Raw genomic sequence first — 15,588 nt, 5'->3', positions numbered from 1 at the left:
ATGCCATTTCTTCGTCTCGACAATGTCGTCAAGCGCTACGGCGAGCATTCCGCAGTTCAAGGTGTCAGCTTCTCTGCAGAAAAGGGTGAGTTCGTCGTTTTCGTTGGCCCTTCGGGATGCGGGAAATCCACGCTTTTACGCATGATTGCAGGCCTGGAAGAAATCAGCGACGGCGATGTCCTTATTGACGAGAAAGTCGTTACCCATGTGGAACCCGCGCGCCGTGAAGTCGCCATGGTGTTCCAGTCCTACGCCCTTTATCCGCATATGAGTGTCTTTGAAAATCTCGCTTTTGGCCTTCGTATGGTGAAGACCAGCGAGGGGGAAATCAAGCGGCGGGTCGCGGAAGCCGCGCGGATCCTTCAAATCGAAGCGTTGCTGCAGCGCAAGCCCCGTCAGCTTTCCGGCGGACAACGCCAGCGTGTCGCGATTGGCCGGGCGATTGTTCGCAATCCAAAGCTCTTTTTGTTCGATGAGCCGCTTTCGAATCTCGACGCGGAACTGCGCACACAAATGCGCGTCGAGATCGCAAAGCTCCACCGCGCGCTTGGAGTTACGATGGTCTATGTCACCCATGACCAGATCGAGGCGATGACACTGGCGGATCGCATTGTTGTGCTGCGGGCAGGGCTGGTTGAACAGGTGGGCACACCGACCGAACTTTATGATCGTCCAGCCAATATGTTCGTTGCAGGTTTTATCGGCTCGCCCAGGATGAATTTCCTTCCAGCTTGCGTGACGGCTGCGACGGACGGGCAGTTGACCGTTTCAAGTCCTGCATTCACCGGCGGCACGCTGACGGTGGCCACCAAGCGAGCGCACAAGGTACGTATTGGCGACGAGGTGAGCGTCGGGATGAGACCCGAACATCTTGAACTGCGAACGGCCAGGCCCGTACTGACCCTTAAGGCGGATTTTGCCGAATATCTCGGCGGAGCGAGCCAGATCTATGCCCAGCCGGATGGTGGCGCACTGATGACCATCGTTGTTCCCGGACGACCAACCATCAGCAAGAACGAGGATTTGCCAATCGGGATTGCTCCAGATCACATCTATCTGTTCGACAAGCAGGGCCTCGGAATTTGATGGCCAGCTATCTTGGCATCGATGTTGGAACCTCTTCGGTAAAGGCGGTCCTGCTCGATCAGGACCAAAATGTAATTGCCGAGGGTTCGTCCCCGATAGAGGTCGTACGGCCCCAACCCCTTTGGTCGGAACAGGATCCGCACGCGTGGTGGAAGGCCGCGCACAAAGCCATTTCGCAGGTGCGCACGGTTGCCGCGCAAGATTTCCTGCAGCTGGAGGGCATTGGCTTGTCCGGCCAGCAGCACAGTGCGACCTTATTGGACCGGCATGGGACTGTCCTGCGCCCCGCGATCCTTTGGAATGATGGACGTTGTGGCAGGGAGTGTGCCGAGCTCATTGCACGCATCCCGGATTTTCTGACGCGCGCATCGAATACGGCCATGCCAGGGTTCACCGCACCAAAGCTGCTATGGGTGGCACGGCACGAGCCGGAAATCTTCGCCGCGACCGCCAAAGTCCTGTTACCAAAAGATTACCTTCGTTTCCGGCTGTCGGGTGCGTATGTGTCGGACATGTCGGATTCTGGCCGGAACACTATGGCTCGATGTCGGCCGCCGGTCGTGGGATGGGGTGCTTTTAAACGCAAGCGGGATGAAACGCGCGCAAATGCCTGATCTTGTTGAAGGATCAGAGATCTCTTCGTACCTCTCCAGCGACGTGGCGGCTTCCTGGGGTCTGACAGATCGGAAAATCCCGATTGCTGGCGGCGGCGGAGACAATGCATCCTCGGCCGTCGGCATAGGTGCTGTTGATCCGGGCGATGGCTTTTTGTCGCTGGGAACGTCCGGCGTCCTGTTTGTTTCTACCGATCAGCTCGTTTCGCTGCCAGAGCGGACGTTGCATGGCTTTTGCCATGCGCTCCCGAACCGCTGGCATGGTATGGTGGTGACGCTGTCAGCCGCCTCGGCACTCAGCTGGCTTGGAAGTCTCACCGGCCACGAACACGATATCGGCGGTCTCATCGACAAGGCAAATGCATTCGCGTCCGATCCTGGACGCCGCGAGGGCGCGCCGGTTTTTTTGCCCTATCTTACCGGGGAACGCACACCGCACAACGATCCTAACGCCACCGCCAAATTCGATGGCTTACGAGCCGAGCACGATGCCGGGGCGCTCGCCTACGGCGTACTTGAAGGCGTGGCTTTTGCCCTGGCAGATGGTCTCGACGTGCTCAAGGCAGCCAATGCAGCCCCGCGCTCGTGCATGTTGGTCGGTGGCGGATCGCGCAGCGCATACTGGAATGCTCTTTTAGCTGATGTCTTGGGACTATCACTCGATTTGCCGCAAGGGGCCGAGATCGGCGCAGCGTTTGGAGCAGCCCGGTTGGCAATGGTGGCTGCCGGTGCGGGGTCAGTCAGGGCCATCTGCCGCAAGCCCGCGATCCGTGCCCGTTTCGAACCTGATCCGGCCAAAAGCTCAATTCTCACTAAACGGCGCGATCGCTATCTTCGGCTGTATTCAGCTCCACCTGTTGCCTGACGGACTGCGGCGCGAACGCGCCGCAATGGCACCGATCAGATGAGGCCGTATTGTTTCGCCTTGTTGCGCAAAAAGGGCAGGCCGTTGCCCATCACTTCTTCCTCGTCCTTTGCGACGGGACGCCACACGGCAAGGCCGTATGCGACTTCAGGCGGCATGTTGATGAAACTTTCCATCGCCAGCCCTCCTTTAAAGCCAATGGCCGCGAGCGCCGCGTAGATTTCGTTCCACGGACAGTTGCCATAACCTGGCGTTCCTCGATCGCTTTCTGAAAGATGGATATACTTCAGGTAGTCGCGTGCATCGAGAATACCGTTGGCCGCGCCTTTCTCCTCGATGTTCATGTGGTAGGTATCAAGGTGGACAAAGATGTTGCTGGCACCGACGCGCTCAATCATCTGCACCGCCTGCCGGCCCGTGTTGATGAGATGGTTTTCATAACGGTTGACCGCCTCAACTCCAAGCTCGATGCCAAGGGTCTTGGCATGTTTGGCTGCCGCCGTCAGCACACGGGCGATATTGTCGTATTCGCCTTGTGTTGGCGGCACACCCGTGCGTTCGCCAATACCACCGAAGATGACGCCGGAAAGTGCTTCTGCTCCCATCTCGGCGGTCTTGTCGATCGCGACTTTCAGATGTTCGATCGCCGCATCGGGGCGAACCGATGCCCATGCCGGTTCGGGCAGGCCGAGTGAACAGACGGCACGCAGCTGGTGCTTGTCGAGAAGGGCACGCGTATGTGCCGCGTCGACTGCCGGCGCATTGAGAAGGGCAATCTCGATGAAATCCATTTTGTATTTGACCGCTGCCGCAATGGCCTTTTCGGCCCCAGCGCGATCCCAGTTCATTGTCCACATGCTGGTATGGACGCCAAATCCTTGAACCGACATTGTCTTACCCTTTTCTGCGATTGAGAATCATGAGCTGAGCGGCGACCCAACGCAGGATCATGACCGCGATCAGAAGTATGCCCCAGACCGCGGTTGCCAGATGCTGATTGGCCCCCATGAGGTTCAGCCCCGATGAAAGAAGCTGAAGAACGACCAGGGCGACGAACACTGGAATAACGCGGCCAAAGCCGCCGAACGGATTGACGCCGCCAAGGAAACAGGCGAGCACGGTGATCAGCAGATAGGACTCGCCGTGCCCGACGCGCACGGAATTGAAGCGCGCCAGCATAATGATGCCGGCAACCGCGCACATGGCTCCGGACAGCGTATAGACCAGCACGATCACCTTACGCGTGTTGACGCCGGAATAACGCGCTGCCTCAATATTGGAACCGATCATATAGGTGTTGAAGCCAAGCTTCATGCGCGTCAAAAGCACGTGCCAGACGAGGACGCAGGCGATAAAGATCAAAAGCGGTATTGGAAAGCCCAGAATGCTGCCGTGACCGATCGGTTGCAAGAAGGCCGGGAACCCCGAAACATCCCCACCACGGGTCAGGAACTCGCCAAGACCGCGCACAAAGATCATCATCGACAGCGAGACCAAGATCGGATGAGCACGCGTATAGGCAATCACGAGGCCCATCACGACGCCCGTGGCTGCCCCAACGGCAATCGCAAGAACACAGCCAAGAGCGAACATTGCAGTGCCCGCGTCCACACCGCCATTGGCCTGAAGCACCCAGGCGACTGTCAGTCCGGCGATGTTTGCGGTAAAAGTGATCGCCAGATTGAGGCCGCCCGTCAGTACGGGCAAAAGCATTGCCAGCGTGAGCAGGCCAAGTTCCGGGAGTTGGAACGCCACTGAGCCAAATGTTGCTTCACTGAGGAATTGCGGCGAGGCAAAGCCGAAGAACAGCATCACAGCCAAAAACGCAAAGCCCGGTCCAGCGATCTCCGGTCCCAACAGATCCTTGATCCGCGTTGCAACACTGTTCATTGGCGCGCTCCCCGCTGGCGCATGAATGGCAGGAGTTTTTCCAAACTGGTATTGGAGAGCGTAATAGCTGCCAGGATGATGGCGCCGATGATCATCTTGAATGCAAATGGCGAAACGCCCAACAGATTCAACCCGTTTTGGGTGATGGCAATCAGCAGCACGCCGAGCACACAGCCCAGAACAGAACCCTTGCCGCCGCCAAGTCTTGCGCCGCCAAGAACGACGGCGGCAAGCACGTCGAGTTCGCGCCCATAAAGCGCATTGGGCACGACCTCTTGCGCATAATGCGCTTGGATCAGGCCGCCGATGCCTGCCATCATGCCGAGCCAGCCGAAGGCGATAAATTGCATCGCGCCGATATTGATACCAAAGCGGCGCGCGCCTTCGGGATTGTCGCCAAAGGCATAAAGCTGCCGCCCGGTTGTCGTACGCGTAATAAGCAGCCAGGTCGCAAAGACACAGACTGCCATGACCAGCACTGGCAATGTTATTTCCGCCCACGTACCGTCAGCCATCTCCTGTTCGAAGAGTATGACCCTGTCCGTCAGCCAATCCGGCAGGTCGTAGATTGAAACGCCCTGCGTGAAGAACATCAGCAGGCCGAAATAGATGTTGAAGGTGGCAATGGTCGCGACGATGGAAATAATGCGAAACCGGTGGATCAGAAAAGCGTTGAATGCGCCAAGCAGGATCCCGAGGCCGCCGGCGATCAGCAGCCCGCTTATCCATCCGCCGCCGCCGATCCAGCCAAGGATCAGGGCCGCCCCGTACTGGACGACGGACGCAGCGACAGCGAACGAGATATCGATACCCCCCGCAATAAGGACGACCAGCAGCCCGACAGCGAAGATGATGTTGACGGAGCTTGTATTGAGCAGATCGAATGCATTTCCCAGGGAAAAGAAATTGTTCGTCGCAAGGGAAAGGAAAACGCACATCGCCGCAATGACGGCGAGCAGCGCGGACTCGGTGGCGTGGGATCGAACGAGCTTACGCATAGACGGCAGCCTCGATTTGCCCAAGGGAGCATGTGCGCGGATCGAACCATCCGGCCATCTTGCCCTGCGCCATATGGAGCACCCGGTCGGCGTTGAAATAAACTTCCGGGACTTCGTCCGAAATCAGGATGATAGCCAGGCCACTTTCGGCAAGCTTGGCGACAATTTCAAAAATACCTGCACGTGCGCCAACATCAACGCCAACCGTCGGCGCATCGAGAATAAGAAGTTTCGGATCAGTGGCCAGCCATTTGGCAATGGCAATGCGCTGCTGATTGCCGCCCGACAAGGTTGAAACCGCATCGCTTTGCCGGCCGATCTTGACTCCCAGATCAGCAATCCAACGGCCGACCAATCTTCTTTTGCGTTCATCGGACAGCAGACCGCCGGATTTGATACGGTCGAGCGAGGCGATCGCCAAATTGTCGGCAATCGACTGCGGCTGAATGAGACCAAGCGACAGGCGGTCTTCCGAAAGATACGCAACCCCCGCCTCGATTGCCTTGCGGTTCGAGGAAAAACGCACCGGCCTTCCGTTCAGCCAGACACGACCGGAGCGGGGTTTCAGCATGCCGAAGATCGATAAAGCAAGTTCCGTTCTGCCGGCGCCCAAGAGCCCGGTTATGCCGAGGGTCTCGCCGCGCCGGACGGCGAACGATATATCTTCAAACTGCCCCGGACGCGACAGGCCTTTGACCTCCAGAACGATGGGTTCATCACCAACCGGCTTTGCACGAACCTGCTGGTCGAATGTCTTCCCAGTCATTAGCTCGGTAATGCGCGACTGTGTCATACCTTCCACCGGATAGACGCCGACAAGCGCGCCGTCACGCAGCACGGTGATACGGTTGGAGATTTCCAGTACTTCGGCCAGGCGGTGGCTGACGAAAACCACCGCGACGCCGGAGACTGAAAGGGAACGCACGATGTCGATCAGGTGATCGGTTTCCGACTGTGTCAGCGAGGCTGTAGGTTCATCCATGAATACGAGCTTGGCCTCGCCCACAAGAGCACGGGCGATTGCCACGATCTGCCGCTGCGCAATGGAATAGTCTTTCAATGGGAGGTCGACATCAAGCGCAACGCCAAGGCGTTGGAGCGCCTTTAATGCGGTTCGTCGCATATGCCGGTAGTTTACCAGTCGTGGCCAGCGTCCGATTACAGTGTGAAAGGCGATGTTCTCGGCCACCGTCATCTCGGGAAACAGTGCCAGATCCTGCCAGATCACCTGAATTCCACCGGCCTGAGCGGTGACGGGAGACATATGCGTATATGTCTGTCCGTCGTACTCGATGACAGCACCGGCTTCAGGACGATAGACGCCGGTTATGATTTTGATGAGCGTGCTTTTGCCGGAGCCGTTTTCGCCGGCCAGGCAATGAATCTCGCCCGGCAGCACCTCGAAGCTCACATCCTTGAGCGCCTTGATCCCGCCGAAGGTCATATTGATATTGTGCAACGACAACAGCGGTTTAACGCCGCCAGTGCTCATAATCTCAGCCATTGTGTTCTGCCCGTCAAAACCGAAAGTCGAGACTGCCGGACGGCCATGACCGCCGGCAGCAGAAAAATCCGCAAAGGATCAGAGGCCCATTTTGGCCAAGTCGCCGACGGTTTCCTTATTGATGGGCACCAACTGGTCGACGATGATATTGTGGTTTTCGAAATCAGGGTGGATTACACCAAGCCCCTCGATGTTATCGCCGTCTTTAAGTTTTTCGCCCTTCATGAGCTTGTCGGCAAGTGTGACGAAGACCTCGCCCGCCTGCTTCGGATTCCACATAAAGCCGCCAGAGATTGCATCCGACTTGATAAGCTTTTGTCCCTGACCAGGCGAAAAGGGGCCAAGCACGAATATTTCGCCGATCTTGCGGCGTTCCTCCACAGCGCGTCCTGCGCCGATCGGACCCTGGCTGCCGAAGGCAAGGAAACCCTTAAGGTCCGGATGAGCCGAAATAAGGTCGAGGGCAGTGGAACGGCTCTTGTCAACATCTTCGGCAACACCGTAGCGTTCACCGACCAGCTTCATCTCCGGATAGTTCTTCTTGATATATTCGTTGGCCGCGTCAGCCCATGCATTGTGAAGTGGCACGGTCAGCGATCCAACGAAAACCGCATATTCGCCTTTTCCGCCCATCTTTTCGGCCAGAAGCTTCGCATGTGCTTCCCCGAACCCGGTGGAAGATGCAAGCTCGAAATCCCAGTCGGCGCCCTTCTGGCTCGGCGACTCATGGGTAATGACAATGATGCCTTTTTCTTTTGCCTTGCTGAGCACCGGCTCAAGCACTTTCGCATCGTTCGGAACGACGCCTATGACCTTCACGCCTTGCGCAATTAAGTCCTCAATGGCGCGAACCTGAAGTGCAGGATCGGCACTTGTTGGACCGACCATGAAAGCGTCAACGCCGATTTTCTTGCCTTGCTCCTTGATGCCGGCGTCCATGGCATTGAACCATGGAATACCGCCAATCTTGACAACGATACCAACCTTGCCATCGGCTGCAGTTGCCGTAAACGTGGCCGCCAAGGACAGCGCTGCCGCAAATGCAGCGATCAAAAGCTTTTTCATTTGAATTCCTCCTCCACATTGCTCCTTGCGGGAGCTTATCATCCAACCAAACAGCAGACAGCTAAAATGGCCCGGACGTTCCAGTTGCCTGGTCACCGCCTCCTCGCGGTATGCTCTTGCACCATTGTTGTTGCATATTTGCACAATCGATGGTGCAATAAATATCAGTCAGTTTTAATTGTTCGTCAAGCGGTCTTTGGCACTAGAAGACGCCAGGAGAGTGGGATGGAACATCAACCAAAGAAAAAGGCGACGATCTACGACCTGTCCGTGCTTTCCGGTAGCTCACCCTCGACGGTCAGCGCGGTGCTCAACGGCACGTGGCGCAAGCGGCGTATCAAGGAAAGTACGGCCAACCTTATTCGCGATCTGGCGCAGCAGCATCAATATACCGCCAATCTTCAGGCGCGAGGCCTGCGCAGTTCCCGCTCCGGTTTGGTCGGACTGCTGCTGCCGGTTCATGACAACCGCTATTTTTCATCCATGGCACAAACCTTCGAAGCGCACGTGCGCAGCCGAGGGCAATGCCCAATCGTCGTCAGTGCCTGCCGCGATCCGCAAGAGGAGCGCCATACTGTCGAAACGCTCATTGCCTATTCCGTCGACGAGCTCATTGTGGCCGGCGCCACTGATCCGGACGGTGTTCATGCCCTTTGCGCCGCATCAGGACTAAGGCATGTGAATATCGACCTGCCTGGCACTTTGGCTCCCTCTGTAATCAGCGACAATTATCAAGGCGCGCGTATGCTGACGGAGGCGATAATTTGTCATTTCAGCCAAGACATGCAGCTGAAAGCCGATGAACTCTATCTGTTCGGCGGGCGTGACGACCATGCCAGCCGTGAACGCATCCGCGGCTTTCGCGCCATCAAGCGCGAACGCATGCAGGGCGACGCTGACAAATGTATCGAACCCACGGGCTATTCGCCCAACACGGCGCAAACGGCGTTCGAACGGTTTTACGAGCGCGAGGGAAAACTGCCGCGAGGGCTCTTCATAAACTCGTCGATCAATTTCGAGGGGCTGCTGCGGTTCATGTCACAGCATCCAGACGAGGCGTTCGCGGATATCGTTGTCGGCTGCTACGATTATGATCCTTTCGGGTCATTCCTGCCGTTCCCCGTTATCATGATCCGCCAGGATGCTGACGCGATGATCACAAAAGCGTTTCAGATCCTGTCGGAGAATCGCCCGGCGGTGCGCACCTACCTCATTGAGCCGCACCTTGTGCCGCCACGCACTGCACTGAAGGGCCCTCTCGATGCCATAAAGGACATCGAATAGGTGTGCGCAACGCCGCGGCCATGACGGCATGGCCGTTTGGGGACCCGGAGGTCGCGGCGAGGGTAGGGCTGCGGAAGGATTAAATGTGCCCTGCGAGCCGCAACGTCGTTGCGGCCTCTCATAGAAGTCGCTTCGGCAATGGTCGCCCGTTTCTCGCCCTGGCTTGGTCTTGTCATGGTCAATCAGCCTGCTTTGATGGTGGACTTGCCCTCGCTGACCAAGCGTGTTGCGGCGTCGGCGACAGAAATCCGCTCAAAGGCAAGCTCGTCGGCAATGGGACGAAGAACGCGCTGGTCGAATTCGGTGGAGCCAAGCGGAGCGGGCGAAGGATAGCTGCCCACCTGATCCGCCAAGGCGTTAATGTAATTGACCGTTTCCGTTTCCGTCGGATTGAGCGACGGCAAAATCGCTTTGCGCACGGCCGGCGACATCGGAACGCCGCGTTCGACACCGAGGATCTTGCCGGCATCGACGTCATTGACAAAAAAGTTGATGAACTTTGCAGCATCCTCGCCATGTTTTGTCGTTGCGCCGATGCTCCAGATCAAGGCCGGGCGATAATAATGCCCGGAGGGGCCACCTTTTTTGCCACGCGGCAGCATGGTGATGCCGAGTTTGCTCTTTGCCAATAGCTGATAGCCGACCAACTGGTTCGAATAGGCCATGCTTATAGCGGCATTACCGAGCGCCAGGCCGTTGGTTTCGATCGTATTTTGGTCAAGCGTCTGGATATCGGCGCCAACGGTACCGCCTCGCTTGCGCAAATCTTCCCAGTACGCGAACCATTCCTTGGCTTCATCGACGGTAAATCCAAGGCCGCTATCGGTGTAAAGGCTGCTTCCGCGCTGTCTCAGCCAGGCGTCGAAGACGTATTGGTAGCGTGCACCATAAGGGCCGCCCCAATAGTTTTTCTTACCAGCGGCCTTGGTCATCTCGACCGCGATATCGGCGTATTGCGCCCAGGTGGTTTCTGCACCGGGCGGCGTGATGCCAGCTTTGGCAAAGGCATCGGCGTCGTACATGAGGGCGAAAGAGTTCAGACCAAGGCCAATGCCCCAGAGCTTTTCATCGACTGTCGTCAGTTTCAGCACGTCTTTGCCGAAGGCGTCGATATTGAGTGCCGACGGGACGAAGGGATCAAGGGCAAGGCATGCGCCGCGCTTGGAGTAGTCAGATATCGTCGTTGGCTCAAGCTGGAAAATATCTGCGACGGAGCGGCCGGCCATCTGGGTCGCAAGTTTCGTCCAGTAACTGTCACCGCTGAGCGTTTCACCGACAATCGCAATATCGGGGTGCTTCTCCTGAAACAGCTTGGCAACGCTCAATGTTCGCTTTGAACGATCGTTGGATCCCCACCACATAGCGCGCAGGCGCACGTTTTGCGCATGGGCCGGTCGGGGCGCCACAGAACTGAGCGCGATACCAACGGCGGTGCCCGCCGCGCCGAGCATGAATGAGCGTCGATTGTGTAGCATGACATTCCTCCCTGTCATTGCCGACCCGCTGCGCTCCTCCGGCGTCTGACGGGGCGAAGTTTCAGATCAAATCCTATGCAAAAAACCGATATGATGCAAGAAATTGTTTATATCTTGCAAATTTGCGTCATTTGCGCAATATTTGCGGCATGATCAACCCTGCACCCAAACGATTCCGTCAAGCCGACATTGCCGAACGGGCAGGCGTTTCGGTCTCCACCGTCTCGCGCGTCCTTGCTAACGAGCAAGGCATCAGCGAAAGCGTCAGGCGGCAGATTCTGCAGGTCGCAACAGATATCGGCTATCCGTTGAAGATCAGTCCAAAGACCAGTCATGGAGCGCTTGCACTCATTGCCAGTGACGGCGTCACCGGTGGGTTGAGTGTTTTTTATGAGGGCATTGTCGAAGGCCTGCGTTCCGGCGCGGTTGAGCATGGCATGCCGTTTGAAATCAGGCTTGTGCGTGAGGCAAAGGCAACGCCGCAGACCGTTCAGGGTCTAATGGAGTCCGTCGGTGCACAAGGGCTCTTCCTGGTCGGTATCGATCCAGCTGATGCGCTGTGCGGATGGCTGGAGGAGAGCCGCATTCCGGTGGTCCTGGTCAACGGTACCGACCCGCAATTGCGCTTCGATGGCGTCTCTCCATCGAATTTCTTCGGCGCTTATGCCGCGACGCGCCGACTACTTGACGCTGGTCATCACCGTATTTTGCACCTGACTGGATCGCATCGCCACACAATCCGCGAGCGTGTGCGCGGTTTTGAAGCTGCACTCGCATCAGTCAAGGATGGCGAGGCTCGCATTGTCCAGCTGGCGCTGCAAGCCAATGCGAGCATCGAAGCGCATGGAGCGACGATTGCAACACTGGCAGAGGTGCCGGGGTTCACGGCCGCTTTTTGCATGAACGACTTTATTGCCGTGGGCGTTCTCGAGGCGGTTACTGAAATTGGGCTTCGCGTTCCAGAGGATTTCGCCATTGTCGGTTTCGACGACCTGCCTTGCGCCCAGATGGCCAATCCACGTCTTGCGACGATGCGGGTCGACCGCGCCGCACTTGGTCGTGAAGCGGTCGGCTTGATGACGTCCCGCTTCCACGACCGGGACGCACCCGCCCGTCACGTTTGTCACGCGGTCGTTCCGGTTGCCGGAGGCACGATTGCCGATGAAGGATTGCACGCATGATCCCTGATCCCGCCAGCGCCAATCCCCTTGCCGCGAATCCAATGCAAACACGCACCGACATGCAGCGTGCTCTCATTGACCTCTTCAATCCGCTGTTGCCGCATTTTTCAACAGGCAATGCGCGCGTGCGTCTTGATGCTGCCGCCGGGCATTTCGACCGCGCTGCGGCCGATCTGGAAGGCTTTGCAAGGCCACTTTGGGGTCTTGCGCCGCTCGGCGCCGGTGGCGGCACTTTCGCCCACTGGGACCGTTATGCGCAGGGTATCGCCAATGGCACGGATCCTGCGCATCCCGAATACTGGGGCACCGTCAAGGGCCGCGATCAACGCATGGTAGAGCTTGCCGCACTTGGTTTTGCGCTTGCCCTTGTGCCGGAGAAATTGTGGGACCCGCTCAATGCACGGGCGCGAGACAACCTCGTCAACTATCTCCTTGATGCCCGGCAGTTCGATTATGCCGACAATAACTGGAAATTCTTCCGCATTCTCGTTGACATCGCCCTTGAACGCCTTGGCATAAAGTACGACCGCAGCTTGACAAAAAGCTATCTGGCCGAACTCGATGAATTCTACATTGCCGATGGCTGGTACCGCGATGGTAATGTAAGGCGCGTTGACCATTACATTCCCTTTGCCATGCATTTTTACGGCCTGATCTATTCGCGCCTGGTCGAAGACGATCACGCCAAGCGATACCGTGACCGAGCGATCGCATTCGCACAAGATTTTCGTCACTGGTTCGCGCAAGATGGCGCGACGATAGCCTTTGGCCGCAGCTTGACCTATCGCTTCGCCTGCGCCGGGTTTTGGTCCGCGCTTGCCTTCGCCGATCTGGAGGCACTGCCTTGGGGCGAGATCAAATCCTTGTGCCTTCGGCACCTGCGGTGGTGGGCGGACAAGCCCATGACGCATCGCGATGGCGTGCTGTCGATCGGGTACGGCTACCCCAATTTACTGATGTCGGAAAACTACAATTCGGCCGGCTCGCCCTATTGGGCCTTCAAGGCCTTCCTGCCCCTGGCAGTGAGCAAAGATCACCCGTTCTGGACGACCCCTGAAACAGTGCCTGAGACACCCGCCGTGACCCTGGCCCTTCGTCATCCAGGCATGGTGATTATGCCCTGCAAGGGTGATGTTGTCGCGCTTTCCTCCGGCCAGGAGAACCTGCAAATGCGCTTCGGTTCGGAAAAAATACGCGAAATTCGCCTATTCGAGCCGGTACGGCTTTAGCGTGGAGAGCGATGAGCGGGCATTTAACGGCGGCGCGTTCGATTCAATGCTGGCCTTCAGCGATGACGGCATCCACTACAGAGTACGCGAGACCAACCAGGAGGCCAAACTTGCCGGCAAGGTGCTTTTCTCCAAATGGTCTCCTTGGCCAGATGTCGTTGTTGAAACCTGGCTGTTGCCGTGTGCACCCTGGCATATCCGCGTGCACCGGATTACGACACCAAGGCCGCTTCAGATAGCCGAAGGTGGATTTGCCATCGCCAGGAGAGATCTCGACGCCGATTTCGTTTCCTCTGGCACAGGCACAGCCCATGCCGTTGGCGCGGATGATTTCAGCGGTATCTGCGACCTCGGTTCGAGCGTTGCGCGCACCGGTGTGGTGCAAAAGGCGCCCCCGAATACCAACCTGATGGTGGCAAAGACCCTGGTGCCGCAATTGCGCGCCACGATACCGATGGGTGAAACCATTCTTCGTTGCGCGGTCCTGGCTCTTCGCGACACCGGCGCCGTGTCGGACACCTGGTTGATGCCACCGGTGGCTCCGGGTCTAAACGTGTTGCTCGCCATGAATGCGAGGGGCGCGACCGTCAGCGCGATGGATGCGCCGGGGCACAAGCCGTGATGCGCCGGACGATTGCCTTTGCCATGCAACCGGAGCGGACCCAATATGTTTTCCCGCCCGAACTTTTGTCGAAAATCGATGATATCGGACGCATTCTCGATCAGGAACCGATGACGCGCTTCGACGACGATCGGGGAAAACGGCTGCTGGCTGAGGCGGAAATTCTTGTGACCGGCTGGGGAGCGCCTGTGTTTGACGCAGCAACGCTCGCATCAGCACCGCGCCTCCAACTCCTCGTCCATGCGGCCGGTACGATCAAGGGCGTGATCGACGATTGCGTGTTCGAAGCTGGAATTGCCGTCAGTCATGCGGCTGAAGCAAACGCTCAGCCCGTGGCCGAGTTTACCCTTGCGGCTATCATCTTTGCCGGCAAGCAGATCATTCGATTGCGTGATCTGTATGTCGCCGACAAGGGACGCATGCGAACCCATCTGCTCCAGGCGCAGCCGATTGGAAATTATCGCCGCACGGTCGGGATTGTCGGCGCTTCCCGCATCGGGCGACGGGTGATCGAACTTCTTCGCCCGTTTGACTATACCGTACTGCTCTATGATCCGCTGGTCGGGCACGACAGCGCTCGCTTGCTTAAAGTCGAGAAAGTGGATCTCGACACGCTAATGGCGCAATCGGACATTGTATCGGTGCACGCGCCATTGCTTCCTCAGACGCGGCACATGATCGATGCGCAGCGCCTCGCCCTGATGAAAAACGGTGCGACCTTGATAAATACAGCGCGTGGCGCGCTGATCGACGAAGCGGCGCTGATCGACCGGCTGAAATCAGGTGCGATCGATGCCATCCTTGACGTGACCGATCCTGAAGTGCCAGAGAAAAACTCGCCGCTATATCAACTTGTGAACGTGTTCCTGACACCGCATATTGCCGGCGCCATCGGCCTTGAACGCATGCGCCTCGGCGCGACGGCGGTCGACGAAATCACCAGGTTCGTTCAGGGCAAACCACTTCTTTTCGAGGTTCGCAAGGACGATCTGGAGCGCATGGCATGAGCAGTTTCGAACCAGCGCTCTGCTCGGTCACCTTCCGCAAATTGACCCCGGAAAAAATCGTGGAGCTTTCTGCTCGATGCCGGGCTCGCCGCCATCGAATGGGCCGGGGACGCGCATGTTCCCCTTGGCGACACGATGATCGCCACGCATGTCGCGCGCCTGTGCCGCAAGGCAGGATTTGCAACGTCCTATGGTTCCTATGTGGCGCCACCAACCGCGGACCTGGCTGTCTTCCGACGAGCACTTGAAACAGCGATCGCCCTTAATGCCTCCAATATTCGCATCTGGCCAGGCACGCGCGAGCGTCCGTCTTCGGATTACAATGCGGACGAACGGCGCAGCACAGTAGATGCGATCCGCGACATGGCAACGGAGGCAGCGCGGTCCGGCTTGACGGTCGCTCTCGAATATCATCCGCTCTCGCTGACCGACAATACCGATTCCGCCCGCCGTCTGATTGATGCGATTGCCCATTCCAACGTCTATCTCTATTGGCAGCCGCGGCCTGGATTGCCGCTTGATGACGCGCTGGCCGAGATCGCCGAAATTGGCGCGCATGTGTCCCATGTCCATGTCTTCGCCTGGAATAGCACCCGTAATCGCTTCTCGCTAAAGACGGCGTCTGCGTACTGGCGAACTGTGCTCAGCGCCATGCCCGCGTCAAGGTGGACCGGCCGGCGATTTGCCATGTTGGAATTTGTGGCCGATGACGATCCGCTCGCGTTTCTCGATGACGCGGCAACGCTCAGCCAGATCCTTAAAGCGTGA

At 57.8% G+C, this 15,588-nt stretch carries 10 protein-coding genes and 3 pseudogenes; 7 read left to right on the top strand and 6 right to left on the bottom strand.

Annotated features, from left to right (window positions below; translation table 11 throughout):
• On the top strand, positions 1 to 1,086 hold the full coding sequence (locus N8E89_RS24850) for an ABC transporter ATP-binding protein (protein ID WP_262262469.1): 1,086 nt from the start codon (positions 1 to 3) through the stop codon (positions 1,084 to 1,086).
• Positions 1,086 to 2,565: pseudogene (xylB, locus tag N8E89_RS24845) on the top strand (xylulokinase). Before N8E89_RS24850 ends, xylB begins: the two are co-directional and overlap by 1 nt.
• Positions 2,566 to 2,600: 35 nt before the next feature.
• Here xylB and N8E89_RS24840 read toward each other — a convergent pair.
• The 5 genes from N8E89_RS24840 to N8E89_RS24820 form a co-directional block, all read right to left on the bottom strand.
• Positions 2,601 to 3,455 (bottom strand): sugar phosphate isomerase/epimerase family protein, encoded by an 855-nt coding sequence (locus N8E89_RS24840; RefSeq protein WP_262262468.1) that lies wholly within the window; start codon positions 3,453 to 3,455, stop codon positions 2,601 to 2,603.
• Positions 3,456 to 3,459: 4 nt separating this feature from the next.
• Positions 3,460 to 4,455, bottom strand: a complete 996-nt coding sequence (locus tag N8E89_RS24835) for an ABC transporter permease (RefSeq protein WP_262262467.1) — start codon at positions 4,453 to 4,455, stop codon at positions 3,460 to 3,462.
• A complete protein-coding gene (locus tag N8E89_RS24830) occupies positions 4,452 to 5,453 on the bottom strand; it encodes an ABC transporter permease (protein WP_262262466.1) in 1,002 nt (333 codons plus the stop codon). The genes N8E89_RS24835 and N8E89_RS24830 overlap by 4 nt, the downstream gene beginning before the upstream one ends.
• On the bottom strand, positions 5,446 to 6,945 hold the full coding sequence (locus tag N8E89_RS24825; RefSeq protein ID WP_262263322.1) for a sugar ABC transporter ATP-binding protein: 1,500 nt from the start codon (positions 6,943 to 6,945) through the stop codon (positions 5,446 to 5,448). Before N8E89_RS24825 ends, N8E89_RS24830 begins: the two co-directional genes overlap by 8 nt.
• 90 nt (positions 6,946 to 7,035) lie before the next feature.
• Positions 7,036 to 8,022: an autoinducer 2 ABC transporter substrate-binding protein gene (locus N8E89_RS24820; RefSeq protein ID WP_262262465.1), complete on the bottom strand. Its 987-nt coding sequence runs from the start codon at positions 8,020 to 8,022 to the stop codon at positions 7,036 to 7,038.
• A 225-nt stretch (positions 8,023 to 8,247) separates the two neighbouring features.
• Here N8E89_RS24820 and N8E89_RS24815 point away from each other — a divergent pair, with 225 nt between their 5' ends.
• The gene (locus N8E89_RS24815; protein WP_262262464.1) at positions 8,248 to 9,306 is read left to right on the top strand and encodes a LacI family DNA-binding transcriptional regulator; all 1,059 of its coding nucleotides are present in this window, start codon (positions 8,248 to 8,250) and stop codon (positions 9,304 to 9,306) included.
• Positions 9,307 to 9,488: 182 nt separating this feature from the next.
• Here the strand turns inward: N8E89_RS24815 and N8E89_RS24810 are convergent, their stop codons facing one another.
• Positions 9,489 to 10,781: an ABC transporter substrate-binding protein gene (locus N8E89_RS24810; protein WP_262262463.1), complete on the bottom strand. Its 1,293-nt coding sequence runs from the start codon at positions 10,779 to 10,781 to the stop codon at positions 9,489 to 9,491.
• Positions 10,782 to 10,930: 149 nt separating this feature from the next.
• Between N8E89_RS24810 and N8E89_RS24805 the strand changes: the two genes are divergently transcribed.
• From N8E89_RS24805 to N8E89_RS24790, 4 genes and pseudogenes are all read left to right on the top strand, one after another.
• The gene (locus tag N8E89_RS24805; RefSeq protein ID WP_262262462.1) at positions 10,931 to 11,962 is read left to right on the top strand and encodes a LacI family DNA-binding transcriptional regulator; all 1,032 of its coding nucleotides are present in this window, start codon (positions 10,931 to 10,933) and stop codon (positions 11,960 to 11,962) included.
• Positions 11,959 to 13,813 (top strand): annotated as a pseudogene (locus N8E89_RS24800) (DUF2264 domain-containing protein). The gene N8E89_RS24805 and the pseudogene N8E89_RS24800 overlap by 4 nt, the downstream one beginning before the upstream one ends.
• Positions 13,813 to 14,820, top strand: coding sequence for a hydroxyacid dehydrogenase (locus N8E89_RS24795; protein WP_410010415.1), 1,008 nt, complete (start codon positions 13,813 to 13,815; stop codon positions 14,818 to 14,820). The pseudogene N8E89_RS24800 and the gene N8E89_RS24795 overlap by 1 nt, the downstream one beginning before the upstream one ends.
• Positions 14,817 to 15,588 (top strand): annotated as a pseudogene (locus N8E89_RS24790) (sugar phosphate isomerase/epimerase family protein). The gene N8E89_RS24795 and the pseudogene N8E89_RS24790 overlap by 4 nt, the downstream one beginning before the upstream one ends.

This window comes from Phyllobacterium sp. A18/5-2 (assembly GCF_025452215.1).
GTDB classification, from domain to species: Bacteria; Pseudomonadota; Alphaproteobacteria; order Rhizobiales; family Rhizobiaceae; genus Phyllobacterium; species Phyllobacterium sophorae.
The sequence above is the reverse complement of the archived record's forward strand: the minus strand, read 5'-3'. Positions and strand labels throughout refer to the sequence as shown.